The sequence below is a fragment of the Pseudomonas sp. ERMR1:02 genome (assembly GCF_002277815.1).
In the GTDB taxonomy this organism is placed as follows: Bacteria; Pseudomonadota; Gammaproteobacteria; order Pseudomonadales; family Pseudomonadaceae; genus Aquipseudomonas.
On the sequence record NZ_NKJI01000002.1, the window covers coordinates 368,063 to 386,982 of the forward strand.

Consider the following 18,920-nt stretch of genomic DNA (forward strand, 5'->3'; position numbering starts at 1 on the left):
CGTCCTTCAAGGAGCCGTGGCCGTCAGCTTGTCAGCCTCGGTCACCCAACCTCCGCCGGTCGCCTTGTACAGATCAATCATGGTCGTGAACACTGAGGCCCGGGTACGGGTGTAATTCAACTCGGCATCAAACAGGCTGCGCTCGGCATCCAGCACTTCGATGTAGTCGGTGTAGCCGTTGTCGTAGCGCAGCCGCGCGAACCGTGCGTAAGTGCTCAGTGCCTCGACCTGCCGACCCTGGTAGGTCATCTGTTCGCGGGATTTACTGGACGCGATCAGGGCATTTTCCACGTCGCTGAAGGCCGATTGAATTGCCTGCTGGTAACTCAGCAGAGTTTGTTGCTGGAACGCTTCTGCTTGTTGCACCTGGCCTGCGATGCCGCCGGCGGTGAAGATCGGCATGCTGGCGGCGACGCCATAGGACCAGGTTTCGGCGGGCCCGGTGAACAGGTTCGATAGCTGATTGCTGACCGAACCCAGTAGCCCGGTCAGGGAAATAGTCGGGAAATACTGGGCCTTGGCGGCACCGATAAGGGCGTTGGCCGAGATCAGATTCAGCTCGGCCTGGCGCAGATCGGGTCGCCGTTCCAGCAAGTCCGAGGGCAGACCTGCAGGCACCGACGGTAGCGTCAACTGGCCCAGGTCACGACCTCGTATGATCGGCCCCGGATTGCGGCCAAGCAGTACGGCCAGCGCGTTTTCCTGTTGCGCGACCAACGGTTCGAATTGCGCTACCGAAGCCAGGGTCCGCTCGTACTCGGACTGGTTTTGGGCCAATTCCATTTCGGAAATGGTGCCGGCGCGATAGCGCAGTTTGAAAATCTCGTAGGAATCGCTTCGCGCCTTGGCGGTCGTACGGGCTATTTCCAGTTCCCGGTCAAGATCGCGCAGCGTCACGTAACTCGACGCCACCGACGACACCAGGCTCAAAATGACGCTACGGCGACCTTCCTCCGAAGCCAGCAGATCTGCGCGGGCCGATTCACTCAGGCGCCGCAACCGGCCCCAGACATCCAGTTCCCAGTTCACACTGAGAATGGCCTGATAGTTGTTGAACACCGGGTCGACGGACGAATCCAGTGGCACCGGACCGTTATTGCGGGGAGAGCGGGCGCGCTGACCTTGCGTGCCTAGCCCGACTTGAGGGAACAACAGGGAATGTGTTTGCCCGTAACGGCCCTGAAATTGCTCCACCCGTGCCGCGGCGATCTTGATGTCTTTGTTCTCCAGTAATGCTGTGCGGATCAGGTCATTCAGAACAGGGTCCTGGAACTGCTCCCACCACAGTGTATTGGATAGATCCTTTGCTTCTTTATCCGCATACCGGTAGGCGGCGGGTGTGTCGATGTCGGGGTGCTGATAGTCCGGACCCACCAGGCAGCCAGCGAGGCTCAGACACAGCAAAAGTGGGAGAGGGGATCTGCGCATTTCAATCCTCCTCATGACGGTTTTGGGCAGCCCCATCGGGAATCTGCCCAGACTGTGCAGATTCACTTGGCTGGACGGCCTTCTGGGTTGTGTCCTTTTCCCCGAACATTCGCTCTATCAGGTAATAGAACAGCGGTATGAAGAAGATCGCAATGACGGTGGCTGCCAGCATCCCACCAATCACGCCGGTACCGATGGAGTGGCGGCTGTTTTCGGATGCGCCGACGGCAATGGCTAGCGGAACGCACCCCAGGATGAACGCCAGCGATGTCATTATGATCGGGCGCAAGCGCTCCTTGGCGGCGGTCATTGCCGCATCGTAGGCCGACATGCCGTTTTCCCGGTTCAATACCGCGAACTCGAAGATAAGAATGGCGTTCTTGGCGGCCAGCGCCACCAGCATGGTCAAGCCGATCTGGAAATAGACATCATTGCTCAACCCGCGGAGCAGAACCGCAAGCAGCGCACCGAACAAGGCAAATGGCACCGCCATCAATACGCCGACGGGCAGGGACCATTTTTCGTACTGGGCGGCCAGGATCAGGAACACCATCACCAGACCGAAAATGAACACCTGAGACGAAGCGCCGCCGCTCTTTTTCTCCTCGAACGCTTCACCACTCAAGGCCAGCGAGTAATCGTTGGTCATGATTTCGGCGCTGATTTCTTCCAGCGCCTTGAGCGCCTGGCCGGAACTGTAGCCGGGGGCAGCGTTGGCGGTGAGTTTGACTGCCGGAAAGTTGTTGAAACGGGTCAGCAGGTCGGGGCCTGTGACGTAGCGGGTGGTCAACACAGACTTGAGCGGCACCATTTCGAGGTTTTTGCTGCGCACGTAAATCTGTTGCAGGTCCTCGGCCTTGAGGCGATAGGACGGCTCGGCTTGCAGGATGACCTGCCACAGGCGGCTGAATTTATTGAATTGCGAGACGTACAGCGAACCGAACATGGTTTGCATGGCGCTGTAGACATCCTCCACCGGTACACCCAGGGTCTCGGCCTTTTCCCGGTCCACGTCGACCATCAGCTGCCGCGAATGCACATTGAAGGTGGAGGTAATCGCGCCGAGTTCCGGGCGCTGCCTGGCCTTCGTCACCAGATTGCCGACCATTTCCGCCAGTTGGTCGACATTAGCGTCGCCCTTGCTCTGCACCCATACTTCCATGCCGCCGGTGGTGCCCAGGCCGGGAATCGAAGGCGGGTTAACGGGCAGAATGATCCCGCCCTGCACCGTGGAAAAAGCACGGGCGGCTTTCTGGATGACCGCAGGGGCGCTTTGTTCCTTGACGGTTTCCGAGTCCTTGTAGCGCCCCCCGAAATCCTTGAAGCCGACGAAGACGGTGGCGGCATTGTTCTTGTTCTGGCCGTCCAGCAGGCTATAGCCATTGACGATGGCGACACCTTCGACAGACGCATCATTCATGAAGAAGTCACTGGCCACTTTGCCGACCTCACCGGTGCGATCAAGACTGGCGGCATCGGGCATGATCACGGCCCCCAGCAGGTAGCCCTGGTCTTCTGGTGGCAGGAAGGCACTGGGTATGCGCTGCCCCATCAACAGGATCAGCACGATCATGCCGGCAAAGAGCAGTAGCGCCAGCACAAAGCGCTTGATCATGAACGCCACTGAGCGCGAATAGCCTTCTGTCATGCGCTCGAAACTGCGTTCGAACCAGCGGAAAAAGGCGTTCTTGTCACCGTGCTGGGGCTTGAGCAGCAGTGCGGCCAGGGCCGGCGACAGGGTCAAGGCGACCAGGCCTGAGATCACCACGGAAATGGCGATGGTGATTGCGAACTGTTTATAGAGCTGGCCGGTGATACCACCCATGAACGCCACCGGGATGAACACCGCGCACAGCACCAGCACGATGGCCACTACCGGGCCTGCCACTTCGTCCATCGCACGCTTGGCCGCGTCCTTGGGTGTCATCTTGTGCACTTGCATGTTGCGTTCGACGTTTTCGATCACCACGATCGCATCGTCCACCACGATACCGATCGCCAGCACCATGCCGAACAGCGTCAGCATGTTCACCGAAAACCCGAGGGCCGACATGCCGATAAAGGTACCGACGATGGACACCGGCACCGCAATCACCGGAATCAGTGTGGCACGCAGGCTCTGCAGGAACAGGAACACCACGATGACCACCAGCACCAGGGCTTCGAAGAAGGTGTGGATCACCTCGGAAATCGAAGCACGGGTAAACGCGGTGGTGTCCATCACGATCTTGTATTGGATGCCCTCGGGAAAGGTCGATTTCATGTCCGCCAGGGTCTTGGTTACCGCAGCGGAGACGTCGAGGGCGTTTGCGCCGGGTTGTTGATAGACGGCAATCAGCGTCGCCGGACGGCCCTGATAGGTGCTGCGCAGCGAGTAGTCTTTTTGCCCCAGCTCTGCACGTCCGACATCCCTGAGGCGAACAATCGCGGCGCCGTTGTTGCTGGCCCGCAAGATGATGTTCTCGAATTCCGCGGGTTCGGTCAGGCGGCCCTTGGTGGTCACGGCAAACGACTGTTCCACGGCCTGTCCCGTGGGGGATTGCCCGACGCGGCCTACCGCGAACTGCTGGTTCTGGTTGGCCACGGCTTTCTGCACATCGGCAGCGGTGATGCCCAATTGGGCCATGCGGTCAGGCTTGAGCCAGATGCGCATGGCGTAGTCCGGCGTGCCGAAAATACTGGCCTGGTTGGCTCCCGGAATGCGTTTGATCGCATCCAGTATGTAGAGGCTGGCGTAGTTCGCGACGTAAGTACTGTCATAACGGTCGCCTTCGGAATACACGGAAAGGATCATCATGAACGCCGACGACTTCTTCTGTACTTGAATGCCCTGGCTCTGCACGGCGGAGGGCAATTGCGGCAAGGCCAGATTGACGCGGTTCTGCACGTCCACCTGGGCCAGAGACGGATCGGTGCCGATTTCGAAGAAAACGTTCAGCGTCATGTTGCCCGTCGCAGAGCTCGACGAGTTCATGTAGATCATGTTGTCGGCGCCGTTGACCTGTTGCTCGATCGGCGCGGCCACGTTATTGGCCACGACCTGCGCATCGGCGCCGGGGTAGGTGGCTGCGACGGTGATTTGCGGCGGCGTGATATCCGGGTACTGGGCCACGGGTAGCTGGAGCATGGCCACTGCGCCGGCCAGGGTGATGATGATGGAAATCACCGAGGCGAAAATGGGTCGGTCAATGCAATAGTGGGAAATGCTCATGGCGTTTTCCCGCTGTCTGCTCCGGTCGCGCCTGCCTTCGCCGGTTGACCGGCCGCGCTACCTGCCGCTGCCGCGCCGGCGCCATCGACGATATTCAGCGGCCCACCGGGTGTGACCCTGATCGCGCCATCGACCACGATGCGCTCACCGGCCCGCAGGCCCTTGCTGATAAACCAGTCATCGCCTTGCCAATCACCCACTTCGACGATGCGTTGTTCGGGCTTACCCTCGGCGTTGAGGACCCAGACAAAATGGCTCTTGGCACCTTCCAGCACGGCCTTTTGCGGTACCAGTATGGCGTTCGGCCGGGACGCCCCCTTGGCCAGCGCCTTCACGAACTGACCGGGACGCAGCAGCCCCTTCGGATTGGCCAGCACCGCGCGGACCAGAAAGGTCCCGGTTTCCTGGCTGAAAGAGGGCGCCAGGAAATTCACCTGGCCGTGCTCAGGCGCCACGGTCCCGTCAGCCAGTACCACCTCGACGACAAAGTCACTGCGCGGCGGGAATTTAAGGCGCCCGGTGGCGATCTCGTCGCGATATTTCAGCGTTTCGTTTTCCGAGAGACTGAAGTTGACGTACATCGGGTCCATCTGCGACACCGAGGTCAGCAATCCCGACTCGCCCGGCGTTACGTAACTGCCATCCTGTTTTTTGGCATAACTGGAAAGGCCGGTGAGGGGAGAGGTGATGGTGGTGTAGCTGAGGTTCAGTTCTGCGTTGCGCACGACCCCCTCTGCGGCCAGTACGGCGGCACGAGTTCCACGCTCTTCGCCGACGGCATTGTCCAGATCCATCTTGCTGACCGCGTTTTGCGCCGCCAGTGGACGGACACGGGCCAGCGCCGCCTTGGCCACTTCCCAGCGCGCCTGTTGCTGGGCCAACTGTCCCTTGGCCGACAGCAGAGTTGCCTCGAAAGGTTTAGGGTCCATCTGGAACAGCGTCTGCCCGGCTTTCACCAGATCGCCTTCGGTGTACAGCCGCCGATCCAGAAAGCCGGCGACGCGTGCACGGATCTCTACTTCGCGGGAACTCTGGGTTTGCGCGACAAATTCGAAAGTGACCGGAGTATCGCGGGCGGTGACCGTCATGACAGTCACATCTGGGGCTTGTCGGGCGGCTGAAGCAGGCTCTTTACCGCAGCCGCCCAGCACAGTCGAGATTGCGATCAGCAAGGCAATCGGCATGCAAACGCGCTGCCTGACAACGTAGTTCAGGTCCATCACCTTGCTCCATGAAGTCACTCGAACAGAGCGTAGACACTATCTCCCCGTTGCGCTAACTCGCGGACACGTACGACAAATCAGCCGATTGGCTCTGCCGTACAGGTCATTTCCCCTGAGCCTGGCTTTTGGAAAAGGACCACTGTGCCGTTTTGCCAGAAACTGTAGTTCCCTTGGTAGTCCTTGCCGGTGTAGCGGCTACCCGAGTCATTCGGCACCTGGCTCAGGGTGATCGAGGCATTCGCCCATTGCAGGTACACGACGCCAGGCAAAGTGGTAAAGAAGGTGACGGCAAGCGGAGCGTTCAATCCTGGGCAACGAAACGCCATGGGGCCCTCGGTGATTCTGTCCGGATCTCTGGTTCTCACAATCGCCGAACCCTTGCGTAGCTGGTACGCGCGCTCGGCATAACTGCGAATCGTACATGCCTTGGGATCGGACTCGGAGGCACACTGATTGCGGTCATGGATCCAGAACTCCTGGTCGACGATGACTTTGTCAGGAGGCGGTACTGAATGTTCATCCGTGAGCGCCAGGCGATAAAGACGCATCAGTTCGACATCCATCTGCGCCAGTTGCGAATCGCGGCAGATGAGCTTTTCGATGGAGGCCGTGGCCCTGGCGCAGTCGAAGCTGGTCGTGAAGGATGCCGCGTTGGCGCAGGTGCTCGTCGCCACGCACACGCTGGCACCGAGCACAGAGGTGAAAAAGGCCGTGACCGTTTTCATATTGATTTCGCCCAGATCATTACGTGATACCCGATTGACGTGGCAAGTATTGATCCGTTGAACAGACATTCGTTCGCATGGGGTGTACGCAGTGTAAGTCAGCGCTCAAACTTGCCACACCGCCTGGCGGCTGGGGCGCAGGAGGGAGATGGCAGCGCAGGGTCCGCTAGTGATTTTTCAGGACGCAAGCCTCTGCGGAGTAACTTATCTTCAATTATGACTGATGTTAAAAAATGTTATTCCGAAAAAATACTTCACATAATCCGTTCATTGGTAGATGATCTGCCTCATCTACAACGCGGCCAACGTCCGTGCCTTGCAGACGTTGAAGCAGTCGCTGCTTTCCTCTGGAGTACCCCATGAATAACAAGAATGTCGGTGTAGTCGGTCTGGGCGCGATGGGGCTGGGCATTGCCCGCTCGTTGTTGCGCAGCGGTTTCAATGTGCATGCCTGTGATGTGCGTGCTGCTGTAACAGAGCAGTTCGCCGGGGAGGGCGGTGTTGCTTGCCCGTCACCGTCGCACATGGCCGGTGAGTGTGATGTGATCATTACCGTGGTGGTCAATGCCGAGCAGACCGAGACCGTATTGTTCGGTGAGGGTGGTGCCGTGGCCGCGCTGCGGCCGGGTAGCCTGGTGATCGGCTGCGCCACAGTCGCTCCGACTTACGCCGTGGATCTTGGCCAGCGCCTGGCCGCGCTGGGCCTGCTGTATCTGGATGCACCGATTTCCGGGGGCGCCGCCAAGGCTGCCGCCGGGGAGATGACCATGATGACTTCAGGCCCGGCCGACGCCTATGCCAAGGCGGAGTCGATCCTGGCTGGCATGGCCGGCAAGGTTTATCGCCTGGGTGACGTCCATGGCCTGGGTTCGAAGGTCAAAATAATCAACCAGCTTCTGGCCGGGGTGCATATTGCCGCTTCCGCCGAAGCCATGGCGCTGGGCCTGCGTGAAGGAGTCGATGCCGATGCGCTGTATGAGGTGATCACCCATAGCGCCGGCAATTCCTGGATGTTCGAAAACCGCGTACCGCACATTCTCAAGGCTGACTACACGCCGTTGTCCGCGGTGGATATTTTCGTCAAGGACCTGGGTCTGGTGCTGGATACCGCCCGGGCCAGCAAATTCCCGCTGCCGCTGTCGGCTACCGCTCACCAAATGTTCATGCAGGCGTCCAGTGCCGGTTTCGGCCGTGAGGACGACTCGGCGGTGATCAAGATTTTCCCAGGCATCGAATTGCCGACTGCCAAGCCCCAGCCCGTTTGAAGCCAGAGCCCGTTTGAGGGAACACCCCATGACTACCTCCACCGCACGCCCGCTGCTGGGCTGCATCGCCGACGATTTCACCGGTGCCACGGACCTTGCCAACATGCTGGTGCGCGGCGGTATGCGCACCGTGCAAAGCATTGGCATCCCGAGCGCGGAAGTTGCTGCCGGGCTTGATGCCGATGCGATCGTTATTGCGCTGAAATCGCGCACCACGCCGGTCGCCGAAGCGGTCGAGCAGTCCCTCGCCGCGCTGGCCTGGCTGCGCGAGCAAGGCTGCGAGCAGATCTTTTTCAAATATTGCTCGACGTTCGACTCCACCGCGGCCGGCAATATCGGCCAGGTCAGCGAAGCGCTGCTGGCCGCACTGGGTAGCGACTTTACCCTTGCGTGCCCGGCGTTCCCGGAAAATGGCCGGACGATCTTTCGCGGTCACTTGTTTGTGCAGGATCAACTGCTAAGCGAATCGGGCATGCAACATCACCCGCTCACGCCGATGACCGATGCCAATCTGGTTCGGGTCTTGCAATCGCAGACCCGCCTGAATGTCGGACTGTTGCGCTACGACACCATTGCCCGCGGCACTGAGCAGGTGAGTGCACGAATCGCAGAACTGAGGGCTCAGGGTGTCGGCATGGCAATCGCTGATGCCTTGTCGGACAGCGATCTGTACACCCTCGGTGCCGCCTGCGCCGATCTGCCGTTGTTGACGGGTGGTTCGGGGCTGGCGCTGGGTTTGCCGGAAAACTTCCGTCGAGCCGGCAAACTGCGTGACCTCGATGCCTCGAAACTCCCGGCGGTGTCAGGCCTGGAAGTGGTGTTGGCCGGTAGTGCTTCGATCGCCACCAATGGACAAGTGGCGGCCTGGCTCGAAGCGGGTCGACCGGCCTTGCGCATTGATCCATTGGCCCTGGCTGCCGGTGAACCGGTGGTGGCGCAAGCCCTGGCCTTTGCTCGCGCGAACGAACACACCGTATTGATCTACGCCACCAGCTCGCCGGAGGAGGTCAAGTTGGTGCAACAGCAACTGGGTGTGGATCAAGCCGGAAGCCTGGTGGAAAACGCCTTTGGCGAAATTGCCCAGGGTCTGCGCCAGAGTGGCGTGCGCCGTTTCGTGATCGCCGGCGGAGAAACATCAGGCGCTGTGGTTCAGGCGCTGGGCGTACAGCTGCTGCAGATCGGCGCGCAGATCGATCCGGGTGTGCCGGCGACTGTCAGCAGTACTGATGAACCTTTGGCGCTTGCGCTCAAATCGGGCAACTTCGGTGGTCGGGATTTCTTCAGTAAAGCCTTGAATCAACTCGCCCAGGCCGGAGGTGCGCAATGAGTCGCGCAGTGAGTAACGAAAACGCCCTGCGCGAAGAAATCTGTGAGGTGGGCCGTAGCCTTTACCAGCGCGGTTACACCGTCGGCAGCGCCGGCAATATCAGCGCGCGCCTGGACGACGGCTGGTTGATCACGCCTACTGATGTCTGCCTCGGACGACTCGATCCGGCAACCATCGCCAAGGTCAACCTGGCGGGCGAATGGGTGTCCGGTGACAAGCCTTCAAAGACCCTGGCGCTGCATCGCCAGGTCTACGACCGCAACCCGAATGTCGGCGGCGTGGTGCATACCCACTCCACCCATTTGGTGGCGTTGACGCTGGCAGGCGTCTGGCAGGCGGACGACATTCTGCCGCCCTTGACGCCGTATCAGATCATGAAAGTCGGGCATATCCCGTTGATCGGCTACCAGCGACCCGGTTCGCCGAAGGTTGCCGAACAGGTCGCCCAGTTGGCCAACAGCGTTCGCGGCGTGATGCTCGAACGGCTGGGCCCGGTGGTTTGGGAGAGTTCGGTATCCAGGGCCAGCTACGCCTTGGAAGAGCTCGAGGAAACCGCGCGACTCTGGCTGATGAGCAATCCCAAGCCAGAGCCGCTCGATCAGGCGGCGCTGGACGAGCTGCGAGAAACTTTTGGTGCGCACTGGTAAAGCGCTGGCTTGACACGACAGATCGATACCGCAGGCCCTGCCCGAGAGACGCACCGCGACTCTCGACGGACGCGGCTTGCCTGAAAAAACAATAACAACAGGAAATCCAAGCATGACTCACCTTCACTGCGGCAGGTTCAGATCCATTGGCAGCACCGTTTCATTGACCCGGCGTGGAGGGTTTTTGAAATGAGCCCTTTAGTCCTGATGATTACCGCAGGGGTGGGCATCGCCCTGTTGTTGTTCCTTGTGCTCAAGTACAAATTCCAACCCTTCGTAGCCTTGATGCTGGTGAGCATTCTGGTGGCGCTGGTGGCCGGGGTGAAACCGGCTGATCTGGTCGCTACCATCGAAGGCGGCATGGGCAAAACCCTGGGCCATATCGCGATCATCATTGCCCTGGGCGCGATGATCGGGCGGATCATCGAGCTCTCCGGTGGTGCCGAGGCGCTGGCCAAGACGCTGATTACCCGTTTCGGCAATCGGCGTACGCCCCTGGCCTTGACGATTGCCGGCTTTATGGTCGGGGTGCCGGTGTTCTTCGAGGTCGGCGTGATCATCCTCATGCCGCTGGCCTATGGTATTGCGCGGCGCGCGCGCAAGCCGCTGTTGGTGTTCGCGCTGCCGATGTGCGCGGCCTTGTTGACCGTACACGCCTTTCTGCCGCCGCATCCGGGCGCAGTCGCCGCTGCCAGTCAATTGGGCGCGGACTTGGGCCGCGTGCTGATGTTCGGGTTGCCAATCACCGCGTTCCTTTGCTATGTCGGCTACCGCGTGGCCGGGCGCATGACCCGTCGGGTGTACCCGATGACCGACGATATTCGTGCCGAGGTCTACGGTCCGCATGTCACCAATGAAGATCTGGCCGCCTGGTCCAATGGCAACGACACGAACACTTCGCAAGCTGCTGTGGCCGTATCGCACATGGGCCTGGAAGAGTCGACCAGCAGCATTGTTTCCAAATTGCCGCCGGCACCTGCACCGGGTTTTGGTCTGATTGTCAGCCTGATCCTGCTGCCCATCATTCTGATTCTGATGGGGACGCTGTCCACTTCGTTGCTGCCTGCCGAATCGACTCTGCGCGGTATCATGACGGTGCTCGGCGCGCCGCTGGTAGCGTTGCTGATCGACACCCTGCTGTGTGCCTGGCTGCTGGGTTCGCGCCGGGGCTGGAGCCGCACTCAAGTATCTGACGTGATCGGTTCGGCCTTGCCCGGTGTGGCCATGGTGATCCTGATTGCCGGCGCCGGCGGAGTTTTTGGCAAGGTACTGGTGGATACCGGTATCGGTGCCGTGGTCTCGGATATGTTGCGCACCACCGGTCTGCCGGTACTGGCGCTGGGCTTCCTGCTGACCATGCTGTTGCGCGCGGTACAAGGCTCGACCACAGTGGCCCTGGTGACCACTGCCGGCATCATCAGTCCGCTGATCGTGACCCTCAATCTCACCCCTAACCACATGGCGTTGCTGTGCCTGGCCATGGGTGGTGGCGGGTTGGCCATGTCCCATATCAATGATGCCGGCTACTGGATTTTCACCAAGCTGGCCGGGTTGAATGTGGCGGACGGCTTGCGCACCTGGACGGTATTGACCACGTTGCTGGGTACGTTGGGTTTCTGTATTACCCTGCTGATCTGGCCCTTTGTCTAACGAACTGTCGACCTGCCCTGTAGGAGCTGAGCTTGCTCGCGATGGCGTCCTTGAGATCGCCATCGCGAGCAAGCTCAGCTCCTACAAAAAAAGCCATGTATAGGAGCTACCATGCCTCGTTTTGCTGCCAACCTCAGCATGCTCTACCCGGAACATGCGTTTCTGGATCGCTTTGCCGCCGCGGCGGCTGATGGTTTCGAAGCGGTGGAGTATCTATTCCCTACGACTACAGCGCTGAAGAACTCAAGCAACGCTTGAGTGACAACGGCCTGATCCAGGCACTGTTCAACGCGCCACCCGGTGATTGGGCAGCGGGCGAGCGGGGCACGGTGTCGCTGCCCGGTCGGGAGAGTGAATTTCGCAGCGGTTTTGATCGCGCCCTGGAATACGCCAGCGTGCTGGGCAATTCACGCATTCACGTCATGGCCGGGCTGTTGCCGTCGGAAAGCGATCGCCCACGGCATCACGGCGTTTATCTGGAAAACCTTGCCTATGCCACCGCTCAGGCAGCCAAGGCAGGCGTCACAGTACTGCTCGAGCCGATCAATACGCGGGACATGCCGGGCTTTTTTCTCAACCGGCAGGATCAGGCCCAGGCCATCTGCAAGGAAGTGGGCGCCAGTAACCTGAAAGTTCAGTTCGACTGCTACCACTGCCAAATCGTCGAGGGTGACCTGGCCACCAAACTGCGCCGGGACTTCGAGGGTATCGGCCATATTCAGATTGCCGGCGTGCCGGACCGGCATGAACCAGACCTGGGGGAAGTCAACTATCCCTATCTGTTCGAGCTGATCGACCAGTTGGGGTATGACGGGTGGGTGGGGTGCGAGTATCGGCCGCGAGGCGACACGTCTGCCGGCCTGCAGTGGTTGCGGGACTGGAAGGCGCGCTAAGCGCAACACCTGAGGGGAAACGGGCTCTACTGGACGCAAGAGCCCGTTGTTTCAAGTCGAAATATTGTCAGACGGCAGCAACAGCTCGACACCCTGCTTGCGGATGCCATCGGCCGCGGCAGGGGTCAATGCATCGTCGCTGAGGATGATGTCGAACTGCTCGAGCCCGGCGATCCTGTACATACTGAATGTGCCGTATTTCGAACTGCTGGCCACGAGCACCACCTGCGAGGCCGATTGCATCGCGGCTTGCTTGACCTCCACCTTCAGCGCCGAAGGCGTAGTGAGGCCGCGACGCAAATCCCATGAGCTGGTCGATATGAAGGCGATATCGGTGACGACCTGACGCAAGGTGGCAACCGCCAGGCTGCCAACGCACGATTGATTGGAGTGATCCAGTTGCCCGCCGGTATGAATCACCGTCACATGGGGCGCTTCGATCAGTGCCTGGACAATACCGAAGTCGTTGGTCACTACAGTCATGCCGGACAGCGCCTTGATGTAGGGGACGATTTCCAGCGTGCTGGTTCCCGCATCCAGGTAAATCGTCATGTCGGCGTGCAGTAGCCGGGCGGCGAGCTTGGCCATGGCCTGCTTCTGCGGCAATTCGACCACCGCCTTGAACTGATGGCTGGGCTCACTGTGGAGCTGGCTGGCGATTCGTACTCCACCCGTTACCGAATAAGCACGACCTTCCTGTTCCAGCAACGCGATATCGCGGCGTACGGTCATGTGCGAACAGTCGAACATTTCCATTAATTGATGAACGCTCAGCACCTGATGCTTGCGCAACTGACGCAGCATCAATTCACGGCGCTGCTCAGGAATCATCGGTGCGCCGTTTTCGGCGGAAATGTCCTTTTGACTAGGCATTCTGGCTCCAAAAAAAGGAAGCTGACGGTTAAGGAAACGGTCAAGCATAGTAGCGAATCTGCGCCCGGATCAGTAGCGCGACGATGTGATGGAATCGGTGCCAGGACGCAAACGCAGACTCTCAAGCGCCCCAGCCCCACCCATCACCTACCAGGTGAACGGCGTTGCAATGCCTGGAAAACGTGTGCGACGCGGCTGCGCCAAGCTGGGTAATTTGGCTAAAGGCTATCGCGCACGGCAAGTGCCAATTGGGTAGTGCTGTTCATGCCTGCGCAAACTTCTTCAACCAACCCTCGCTGACCGGCCAGGCGTTGGGTGATGCGCTGCACTACTTCCACGCGTGCTACGGCTGCGGCCTGGATGTCGGTCATGGCCGTTAATGCGGCTGCGGACGAAGCAAGACTCACCTGGGTTGATTGACCGATATGTTCGACGCCGAGTCGCGCGTCCCTGGCCGAGTTCTGCACCCCACTGGCGATTTGACGGATCTGTTCGCTGGATTCATTCGCACGTCGCGCCAAATTTCGCACTTCATCGGCCACGACGGCAAAGCCGCGCCCTTGTTCACCAGCACGAGCGGCCTCAATGGCGGCGTTGAGTGCCAATAGATTGGTCTGTTTGGCAATGTCCTGAATGCTGCCGACAATCGAGCTGATACGCACTGATTGCTCACCCAGGTCGATAAACACTTCACCGATACGTTCCATGTAGCCTGCCAGCTCAATGATGGAGGTTTGCGAGCTGCGAATGCTGTCGACGCTGGCCACGACTTTATCTGCCGATTGACGCGCAAGGACCGTCGCTTCATGCATTTCCTGCTCACTGCACAGCGCATTTTCCAGCAACAGCTGTAGCTGGTTCTGCAGCTGCTGATGTTGGAGTAATGCATTGTCAAGCAAACCGAGTGAGCGTTCATTGCAGGGGGCATGACTGTCGGGCGACGGCAGAGGTGACACGTCTGGGGTCGCAGGCGTTGGCGAAGACAATGTGGTCCTGGGCGTCGGCACAGTTCGCAGGAGCAGAATCCCGGCCATCGTTTGTGCTGCAAACACGAACAACGCAAGCAGCGATTGAGTAGTCGACCTGCTCAAGTACGCTAATGCAAAGGCCAGACAAATGCACATCACGACCAGCACTCCAACAGTTCTGTAGTTAGTGCAGGGAATAGAGCGCTCTTGCTCTTTTATGAACATCATTAAACTCTCGAATGTCGGACATGATGAAAGACTGGAGCCGACAACAGGTCGGCTCCAGCTGATTGAATCAGAGGGCTATACAAAACATTGGCTTAGAACAAGTCTCGGGTGTAAGTGATGTATACCCGGTTCTCATCGATATCACGTTGATTGGGTACGGTACTGCGTAGCGTTGCATTACGCAGCGACAAGCTTAAACCTTTAAGTACAGGGCTCTGAAACGCATAGTTGAAATGGATGTCGCGTTCCCATTCATGCTGATCGCCAATGTCGGTTTTAACATTATCACCTCGCTGATAAGTCACGACGGTGGTCAGCCCCGGAATACCGATGCTCACAAAGTTGAAGCCGTACTGTGCTACCCAAGTGTCTTCGCCGGCCCGCTGGAAGCGCGCACCGGTTTGTCGGTCAGTGATCAGATAGGTCGATGAACCGTCACCCTGATTGACAAAAGGAAAATCACTGGAGCCAGTGAGCGCCTGATAGCCAAGACCAATAGAGTGGGGGCCCACGGTGTAGGTGAACATACCTGCCAAGGCACGGTTATCGACTTCGCCATTGTTGTGAAAGCCGCTGCTGCGGTATCCCTCTTGTCGACCCGCCTGACTTGCATTGCGGCCATCCGGGCGGCTGTCGAAGAAGCGAAGGTCGCTCTTCAAGTTGCCGACTGGCAATGCAAGGTTGTGGACCATGCCCAGGAAATGTTGTTGGTAGAAGTTCTCGAGGCCGCCGTAGTAGTACTGGAGCAACAGGTCCGGGTTGAGTTTGTAGTCGATACCAGCGAAGTAGAATTTATTGCTGCGCTTGCCGGCTGCTCCGCCTGCACCAGCAATTGCCAGGTTCTCATTGTTGGAGGAAGTGCGGCTTTTGACTTTTTCGACCTTGCCGGCGGTGAGGGTAATGTTGTCGAAATCTTGTGAGGTTATCTGCATGCCTTCGAAGGTTTCCGGGAGCAAACGACCATCGTTCAGCACCAGGACCGGCATTCTTGGACGAAGGGTACCCAGTTTTGCTTCAGTCTTGGCAAAGCGCACTTTGGCTGTCAGCCCAAGGCTACTGAAATCATTCACGGCGCGGCCGTCATTGTCGGTCGGGAAGACGAAACCGGCCTGGTTCGTACTATTGGGGTTGTAGTGGGTGCCTTTGCCGGAGTCCAGGCGAATACCGAGCATTCCCAGTGCGTCAAGGCCAAAGCCAACCGGCCCTTGGGTGAAGCCTGACGTGTAGTTAAGTATGAAACCCTGACCCCATTCCTCTTGTTTGGAGGGGGCAGCCGTACCGCTTCGATAATCCTGGTTGAAGTAGTAGTTACGCAATTCAAGTGTGGCTTTTGAATCTTCAATAAACCCGGCAGCGGAAGCGGCGAGGGGAAGTCCGCAGGATAACGTTAATAGGCCCATCAAACTCAACGGGTGCCAATGCGCCGAACCTGCACCTAAGTGCGTGTGATTGGTTTTCATGTTCTTTCCGCCATATCTTTATTTTTATTGGGACGTACGGGTAAATGACAGGCAAAGCAATAACGGCTGTCTTTATGTAGACAGAGGGGGTAATTCGTTTATGTAGAAGGTTAAAAAATACTTTCGCGAACAGAACTAATCAGATTGCTGGCGTGGTCGCTGTCTCCGGTATTTATAATTATTCGTTGAATTGAAATTAAGCTCGCTACCCAAGTGGCAGTATCCGGTTTCTGCAGATCCTTATCCCTTTTCTGCAATCTCTGGGTGCGATCGAGCGGGGGCGGGGATAAGCGTGTATAAGGCAAACCGCTCCTCGTACCGCCAAGCGTGTAGGGACGGCGGTCGGTGCCGTTGGGCGGTTTGTTCCATGCAGCGCCGCAATGACGCTTGACGTCGTCGGGCCGCAGGTGGAATTTCTTGACTAGCCAAGTCGTGGGTAATGCCGTGTCGTGGCATCACTGATTTACCGAGGCGACGATCAGAGTATTAAGTGATGGAAGAGCTGCTTACCGATCAACAAAGCGCGGTGTTCAACCTGGCCGATCCTTATGCGGTGTCGGGTTATGTCAACGAACACCTGGGCTCCCACAGCATTCACCTTTCTCGATCACAGGCGCTGGTCTCGAGTCTGCTGCACCGCAAGTTTGCCCACCTTGATCTATGCCGCATCAGCTATGGCTCTGATGTGCGTGTTACATCGCCCGCCCTGGAAAACTTCTATCACCTGCAGGTCCTGTTGCGGGGGCATTGTCTGTGGCGCAACTTCAAGCAGGAGCACTACTTGAGCGCCGGTGAAATGCTGATCATCAATCCTGATGACCGCGTGGATCTAACGGGGTCGGCCGATTGCGAAAAATTCATTCTCAAGATCCCTACGACGGTCATGGAGTCGATTTGCCGCGAACAGCACTGGTTAACGCCGGGGCAAGGTTTGCGATTTGTCGAACCGTGCTATCGGTTGAGCGAGCTCAAGGGCTTTTTCGATCTGTTGCGCATGGTGTGCGCCGAAGCCGAGGCATCCGAACATGTGCCGCGGATTCAAGAGCATTACATGCAGATTGTCGCCACCAAAATGCTGGTGTTGATGCGCACAAACCTGACGCGTCCAGAGCTCAACTCATCGCTGGCGACGTTTGAGCAGATTGCCGACTACATCAGGCAAAACCTCAAGGAGGATATTTGCGGTGACGAACTGGCCCGCCAGGCACACATGAGTCCGCGATCGCTGTACGGCCTGTTCGAGCGCAGTGTGGGGCTTACACCTAATCGTTACATCCGGCAGAAGAAGCTGGAGCGGGTCCATGCATGCCTCAGCGATGCCACGTGTGGATACCGCAATGTCACAGAGCTGGCGATGGATTATGGCTTCCTGCACCTGGGGCGATTCTCCGAGATTTATCGCAGACAGTTTGGCGAACTGCCGACGGACACCCTTAAACGCCGCCAGTAAACAGGTGCCGCCCGGCATTTGCCCTGATTCACCTCAAAAATACCTGCCCGTAAAAAACGGATAAAGGACTGCGATCTGCGGATATAGCCCGCGAGATCCCGGACCTACCATCGTGCTGCCTGAACAAAAAAACAATGGAGTCCGCAGCCATGTCACTGCGACTTTCCACAACAACAAAAAGAGCACAATGCCATGCGAAAGATCGACATCAATGAGGTTATCGACCAGGCGCGCTTCAACGCCTTTCATTGGCGAGTGCTGTTTTGGTGTGCGCTGATCATTATCTTCGACGGCTACGATCTGGTGATCTACGGCGTCGTACTCCCGGCCTTGATGAAAGACTGGGGCCTGACGCCATTACAAGCCGGTGCGCTGGGTAGCTATGCGTTGTTTGGGGCCATGTTGGGAGCAATCATTTTCGGCTCGCTTTCCGATCGGGTCGGGCGCAAATGGGTCGTTGCCATTTGCGTGATTCTGTTTAGCGGCTTCACGCTACTCAATGGGTTTGCGCGCGACAGCACTGAGTTTGGTCTATGCCGCTTCCTGGCGGGGCTGGGCATTGGCGGCGTCATGCCCAATGTCGTCGCATTGATGAGTGAATACGCGCCGAAGAAAATCCGCGGGACGCTGGTTGCAATCATGTTCAGCGGGTATTCCGTGGGCGGAATGCTGTCCTCCGGGCTAGGCATCTTTTTACTGCCGAATTTTGGCTGGCAGTCAGTTTTCTACGTTGCTGCTGTCCCCTTGATCCTGTTGCCGCTGATTTTGCGTTATCTGCCCGAATCGGTGGGTTTCATGATCCGCCAGGGCCACGAAGCAAAGGCCAAAGAGATCTTGCATCGAATCGAACCCGCTTTCGTCTCGTTACCGGGCGATGAGTTTGTCGTGCCGGCTCTCAAGGCACCGGGCGCGCCTGTTGTTCAGTTGTTCCACGAAGGACGGGGGCTCAGCACGATCATGTTGTGCCTGGTGTTCTTCTGCTGCCTGCTGATGATTTACGCACTGAACTCCTGGTTGCCGAAACTGATGATCACCGCCGGTTACGGCCTGGGGTCGAGTCTCGGCTTTTTGTTACTGATGAATGTCGGAGCGATTTTCGGTGCCGTCTGTGGCGGCTGGATGGGTGATCGCCTCGGTTTGCGCAGGGTACTGATCGTGTTTTTTCTGCTGGCAGCCGCATCGATCAGCCTCCTTGGCTTCAACAGTCCGACGGCCATTCTCTATGCACTGATCTTCATTGCGGGCGCCACGACCATTGGCACCCAGATTCTCGCGTACTCCTGCGTCGCAGAGTTTTTCCCGATGGGTATCCGTACGACAGGATTGGGCTGGATTTCAGGCATCGGTCGTACTGGAGCCATCAGTGGCCCGGTGCTTGGTGGCGTGCTGGTGAGCATCCAATTGCCGCTGCATCTTAACTTTATTGTTTTTGCCGTACCGGGTTGCGTGGCGGCGTTGGCGATGTGTTTCGTGCGTCAGCGCACTGTCAGGCTCAAGGCGCAGGGTTCGACTCAACCGGTCTGACACCGATGAGCGTCGCGCGTTGATCACAACCTTTAACCGGTGGAGTTC

Annotated in this window: 13 protein-coding genes and 1 pseudogene; 7 read left to right on the forward strand and 7 right to left on the reverse strand. The window is 58.4% G+C overall.

The genetic code is table 11. The features are described from left to right. Positions 1 to 6: 6 nt before the first annotated feature. The 4 genes from CES87_RS05295 to CES87_RS05310 all read right to left on the reverse strand — a co-directional run bounded on the left by CES87_RS05295 (position 7) and on the right by CES87_RS05310 (position 6,587). Positions 7 to 1,428 carry an efflux transporter outer membrane subunit gene (locus tag CES87_RS05295; RefSeq protein ID WP_128605256.1) on the reverse strand — a complete coding sequence of 474 codons (1,422 nt, stop codon included), beginning with the start codon at positions 1,426 to 1,428 and terminating at the stop codon, positions 7 to 9. Position 1,429: 1 nt separating this feature from the next. Then, positions 1,430 to 4,639, reverse strand: coding sequence for an efflux RND transporter permease subunit (locus CES87_RS05300; protein ID WP_128605257.1), 3,210 nt, complete (start codon positions 4,637 to 4,639; stop codon positions 1,430 to 1,432). Next, positions 4,636 to 5,727 (reverse strand): efflux RND transporter periplasmic adaptor subunit, encoded by a 1,092-nt coding sequence (locus CES87_RS05305; RefSeq protein ID WP_178081389.1) that lies wholly within the window; start codon positions 5,725 to 5,727, stop codon positions 4,636 to 4,638. The genes CES87_RS05300 and CES87_RS05305 overlap by 4 nt, the downstream gene beginning before the upstream one ends. 212 nt (positions 5,728 to 5,939) lie before the next feature. Continuing rightward, positions 5,940 to 6,587: an MliC family protein gene (locus tag CES87_RS05310; protein ID WP_128605377.1), complete on the reverse strand. Its 648-nt coding sequence runs from the start codon at positions 6,585 to 6,587 to the stop codon at positions 5,940 to 5,942. A gap of 359 nt (positions 6,588 to 6,946) precedes the next feature. Between CES87_RS05310 and ltnD the strand changes: the two genes are divergently transcribed. The 5 genes and pseudogenes from ltnD (at position 6,947) to otnI (ending at position 12,369) form a co-directional block, all read left to right on the forward strand. Continuing rightward, positions 6,947 to 7,852 carry an L-threonate dehydrogenase gene (gene ltnD / locus CES87_RS05315; protein ID WP_128605259.1) on the forward strand — a complete coding sequence of 302 codons (906 nt, stop codon included), beginning with the start codon at positions 6,947 to 6,949 and terminating at the stop codon, positions 7,850 to 7,852. A 28-nt stretch (positions 7,853 to 7,880) separates the two neighbouring features. Then, complete coding sequence (gene otnK / locus CES87_RS05320; RefSeq protein WP_128605260.1) at positions 7,881 to 9,179, forward strand: 3-oxo-tetronate kinase; 1,299 nt, start codon at positions 7,881 to 7,883, stop codon at positions 9,177 to 9,179. 8 nt (positions 9,180 to 9,187) lie between these two features. Continuing rightward, complete coding sequence (locus CES87_RS05325) at positions 9,188 to 9,826, forward strand: aldolase (RefSeq protein WP_178081390.1); 639 nt, start codon at positions 9,188 to 9,190, stop codon at positions 9,824 to 9,826. A 189-nt stretch (positions 9,827 to 10,015) separates the two neighbouring features. Beyond that, positions 10,016 to 11,476: an SLC13 family permease gene (locus tag CES87_RS05330; protein WP_128605262.1), complete on the forward strand. Its 1,461-nt coding sequence runs from the start codon at positions 10,016 to 10,018 to the stop codon at positions 11,474 to 11,476. 111 nt (positions 11,477 to 11,587) lie between these two features. Then, positions 11,588 to 12,369: pseudogene (gene otnI, locus CES87_RS05335) on the forward strand (2-oxo-tetronate isomerase). Positions 12,370 to 12,420: 51 nt separating this feature from the next. Here otnI and CES87_RS05340 read toward each other — a convergent pair. The 3 genes from CES87_RS05340 to CES87_RS05350 all read right to left on the reverse strand — a co-directional run bounded on the left by CES87_RS05340 (position 12,421) and on the right by CES87_RS05350 (position 15,898). Next, complete coding sequence (locus tag CES87_RS05340) at positions 12,421 to 13,242, reverse strand: DeoR/GlpR family DNA-binding transcription regulator (RefSeq protein ID WP_128605263.1); 822 nt, start codon at positions 13,240 to 13,242, stop codon at positions 12,421 to 12,423. A gap of 218 nt (positions 13,243 to 13,460) precedes the next feature. Then, positions 13,461 to 14,438, reverse strand: a complete 978-nt coding sequence (locus tag CES87_RS32855; protein WP_141239464.1) for a methyl-accepting chemotaxis protein — start codon at positions 14,436 to 14,438, stop codon at positions 13,461 to 13,463. A gap of 92 nt (positions 14,439 to 14,530) precedes the next feature. Next, complete coding sequence (locus CES87_RS05350; protein ID WP_371858175.1) at positions 14,531 to 15,898, reverse strand: OprD family porin; 1,368 nt, start codon at positions 15,896 to 15,898, stop codon at positions 14,531 to 14,533. A gap of 493 nt (positions 15,899 to 16,391) precedes the next feature. On the opposite strand from CES87_RS05350, the gene CES87_RS05355 reads away from it, so the two are divergent. Further along, positions 16,392 to 17,348, forward strand: coding sequence for an AraC family transcriptional regulator (locus tag CES87_RS05355; protein ID WP_128605264.1), 957 nt, complete (start codon positions 16,392 to 16,394; stop codon positions 17,346 to 17,348). Between the two features lie 192 nt (positions 17,349 to 17,540). Further along, a complete protein-coding gene (locus tag CES87_RS05360; protein ID WP_128605265.1) occupies positions 17,541 to 18,872 on the forward strand; it encodes an MFS transporter in 1,332 nt (443 codons plus the stop codon). The last annotated feature ends 48 nt before the right edge of the window (positions 18,873 to 18,920 follow it).

Bases quoted from the DNA above. Each gene is read 5' to 3' on its own strand.
- CES87_RS05295 (WP_128605256.1), bottom strand. From the start codon at position 1,428: ATGCGCAGATCCCCTCTCCCACTTTTGCTGTGTCTGAGCCTCGCTGGC.
- CES87_RS05300 (WP_128605257.1), bottom strand. From the start codon at position 4,639: ATGAGCATTTCCCACTATTGCATTGACCGACCCATTTTCGCCTCGGTG.
- CES87_RS05305 (WP_178081389.1), bottom strand. From the start codon at position 5,727: ATGACGGTCACCGCCCGCGATACTCCGGTCACTTTCGAATTTGTCGCG.
- CES87_RS05310 (WP_128605377.1), bottom strand. From the start codon at position 6,587: ATGAAAACGGTCACGGCCTTTTTCACCTCTGTGCTCGGTGCCAGCGTG.
- ltnD (WP_128605259.1), top strand. From the start codon at position 6,947: ATGAATAACAAGAATGTCGGTGTAGTCGGTCTGGGCGCGATGGGGCTG.
- otnK (WP_128605260.1), top strand. From the start codon at position 7,881: ATGACTACCTCCACCGCACGCCCGCTGCTGGGCTGCATCGCCGACGAT.
- CES87_RS05330 (WP_128605262.1), top strand. From the start codon at position 10,016: ATGAGCCCTTTAGTCCTGATGATTACCGCAGGGGTGGGCATCGCCCTG.
- CES87_RS05340 (WP_128605263.1), bottom strand. From the start codon at position 13,242: ATGCCTAGTCAAAAGGACATTTCCGCCGAAAACGGCGCACCGATGATT.
- CES87_RS32855 (WP_141239464.1), bottom strand. From the start codon at position 14,438: ATGATGTTCATAAAAGAGCAAGAGCGCTCTATTCCCTGCACTAACTAC.
- CES87_RS05350 (WP_371858175.1), bottom strand. From the start codon at position 15,898: ATGAAAACCAATCACACGCACTTAGGTGCAGGTTCGGCGCATTGGCAC.
- CES87_RS05355 (WP_128605264.1), top strand. From the start codon at position 16,392: ATGGAAGAGCTGCTTACCGATCAACAAAGCGCGGTGTTCAACCTGGCC.
- CES87_RS05360 (WP_128605265.1), top strand. From the start codon at position 17,541: ATGCGAAAGATCGACATCAATGAGGTTATCGACCAGGCGCGCTTCAAC.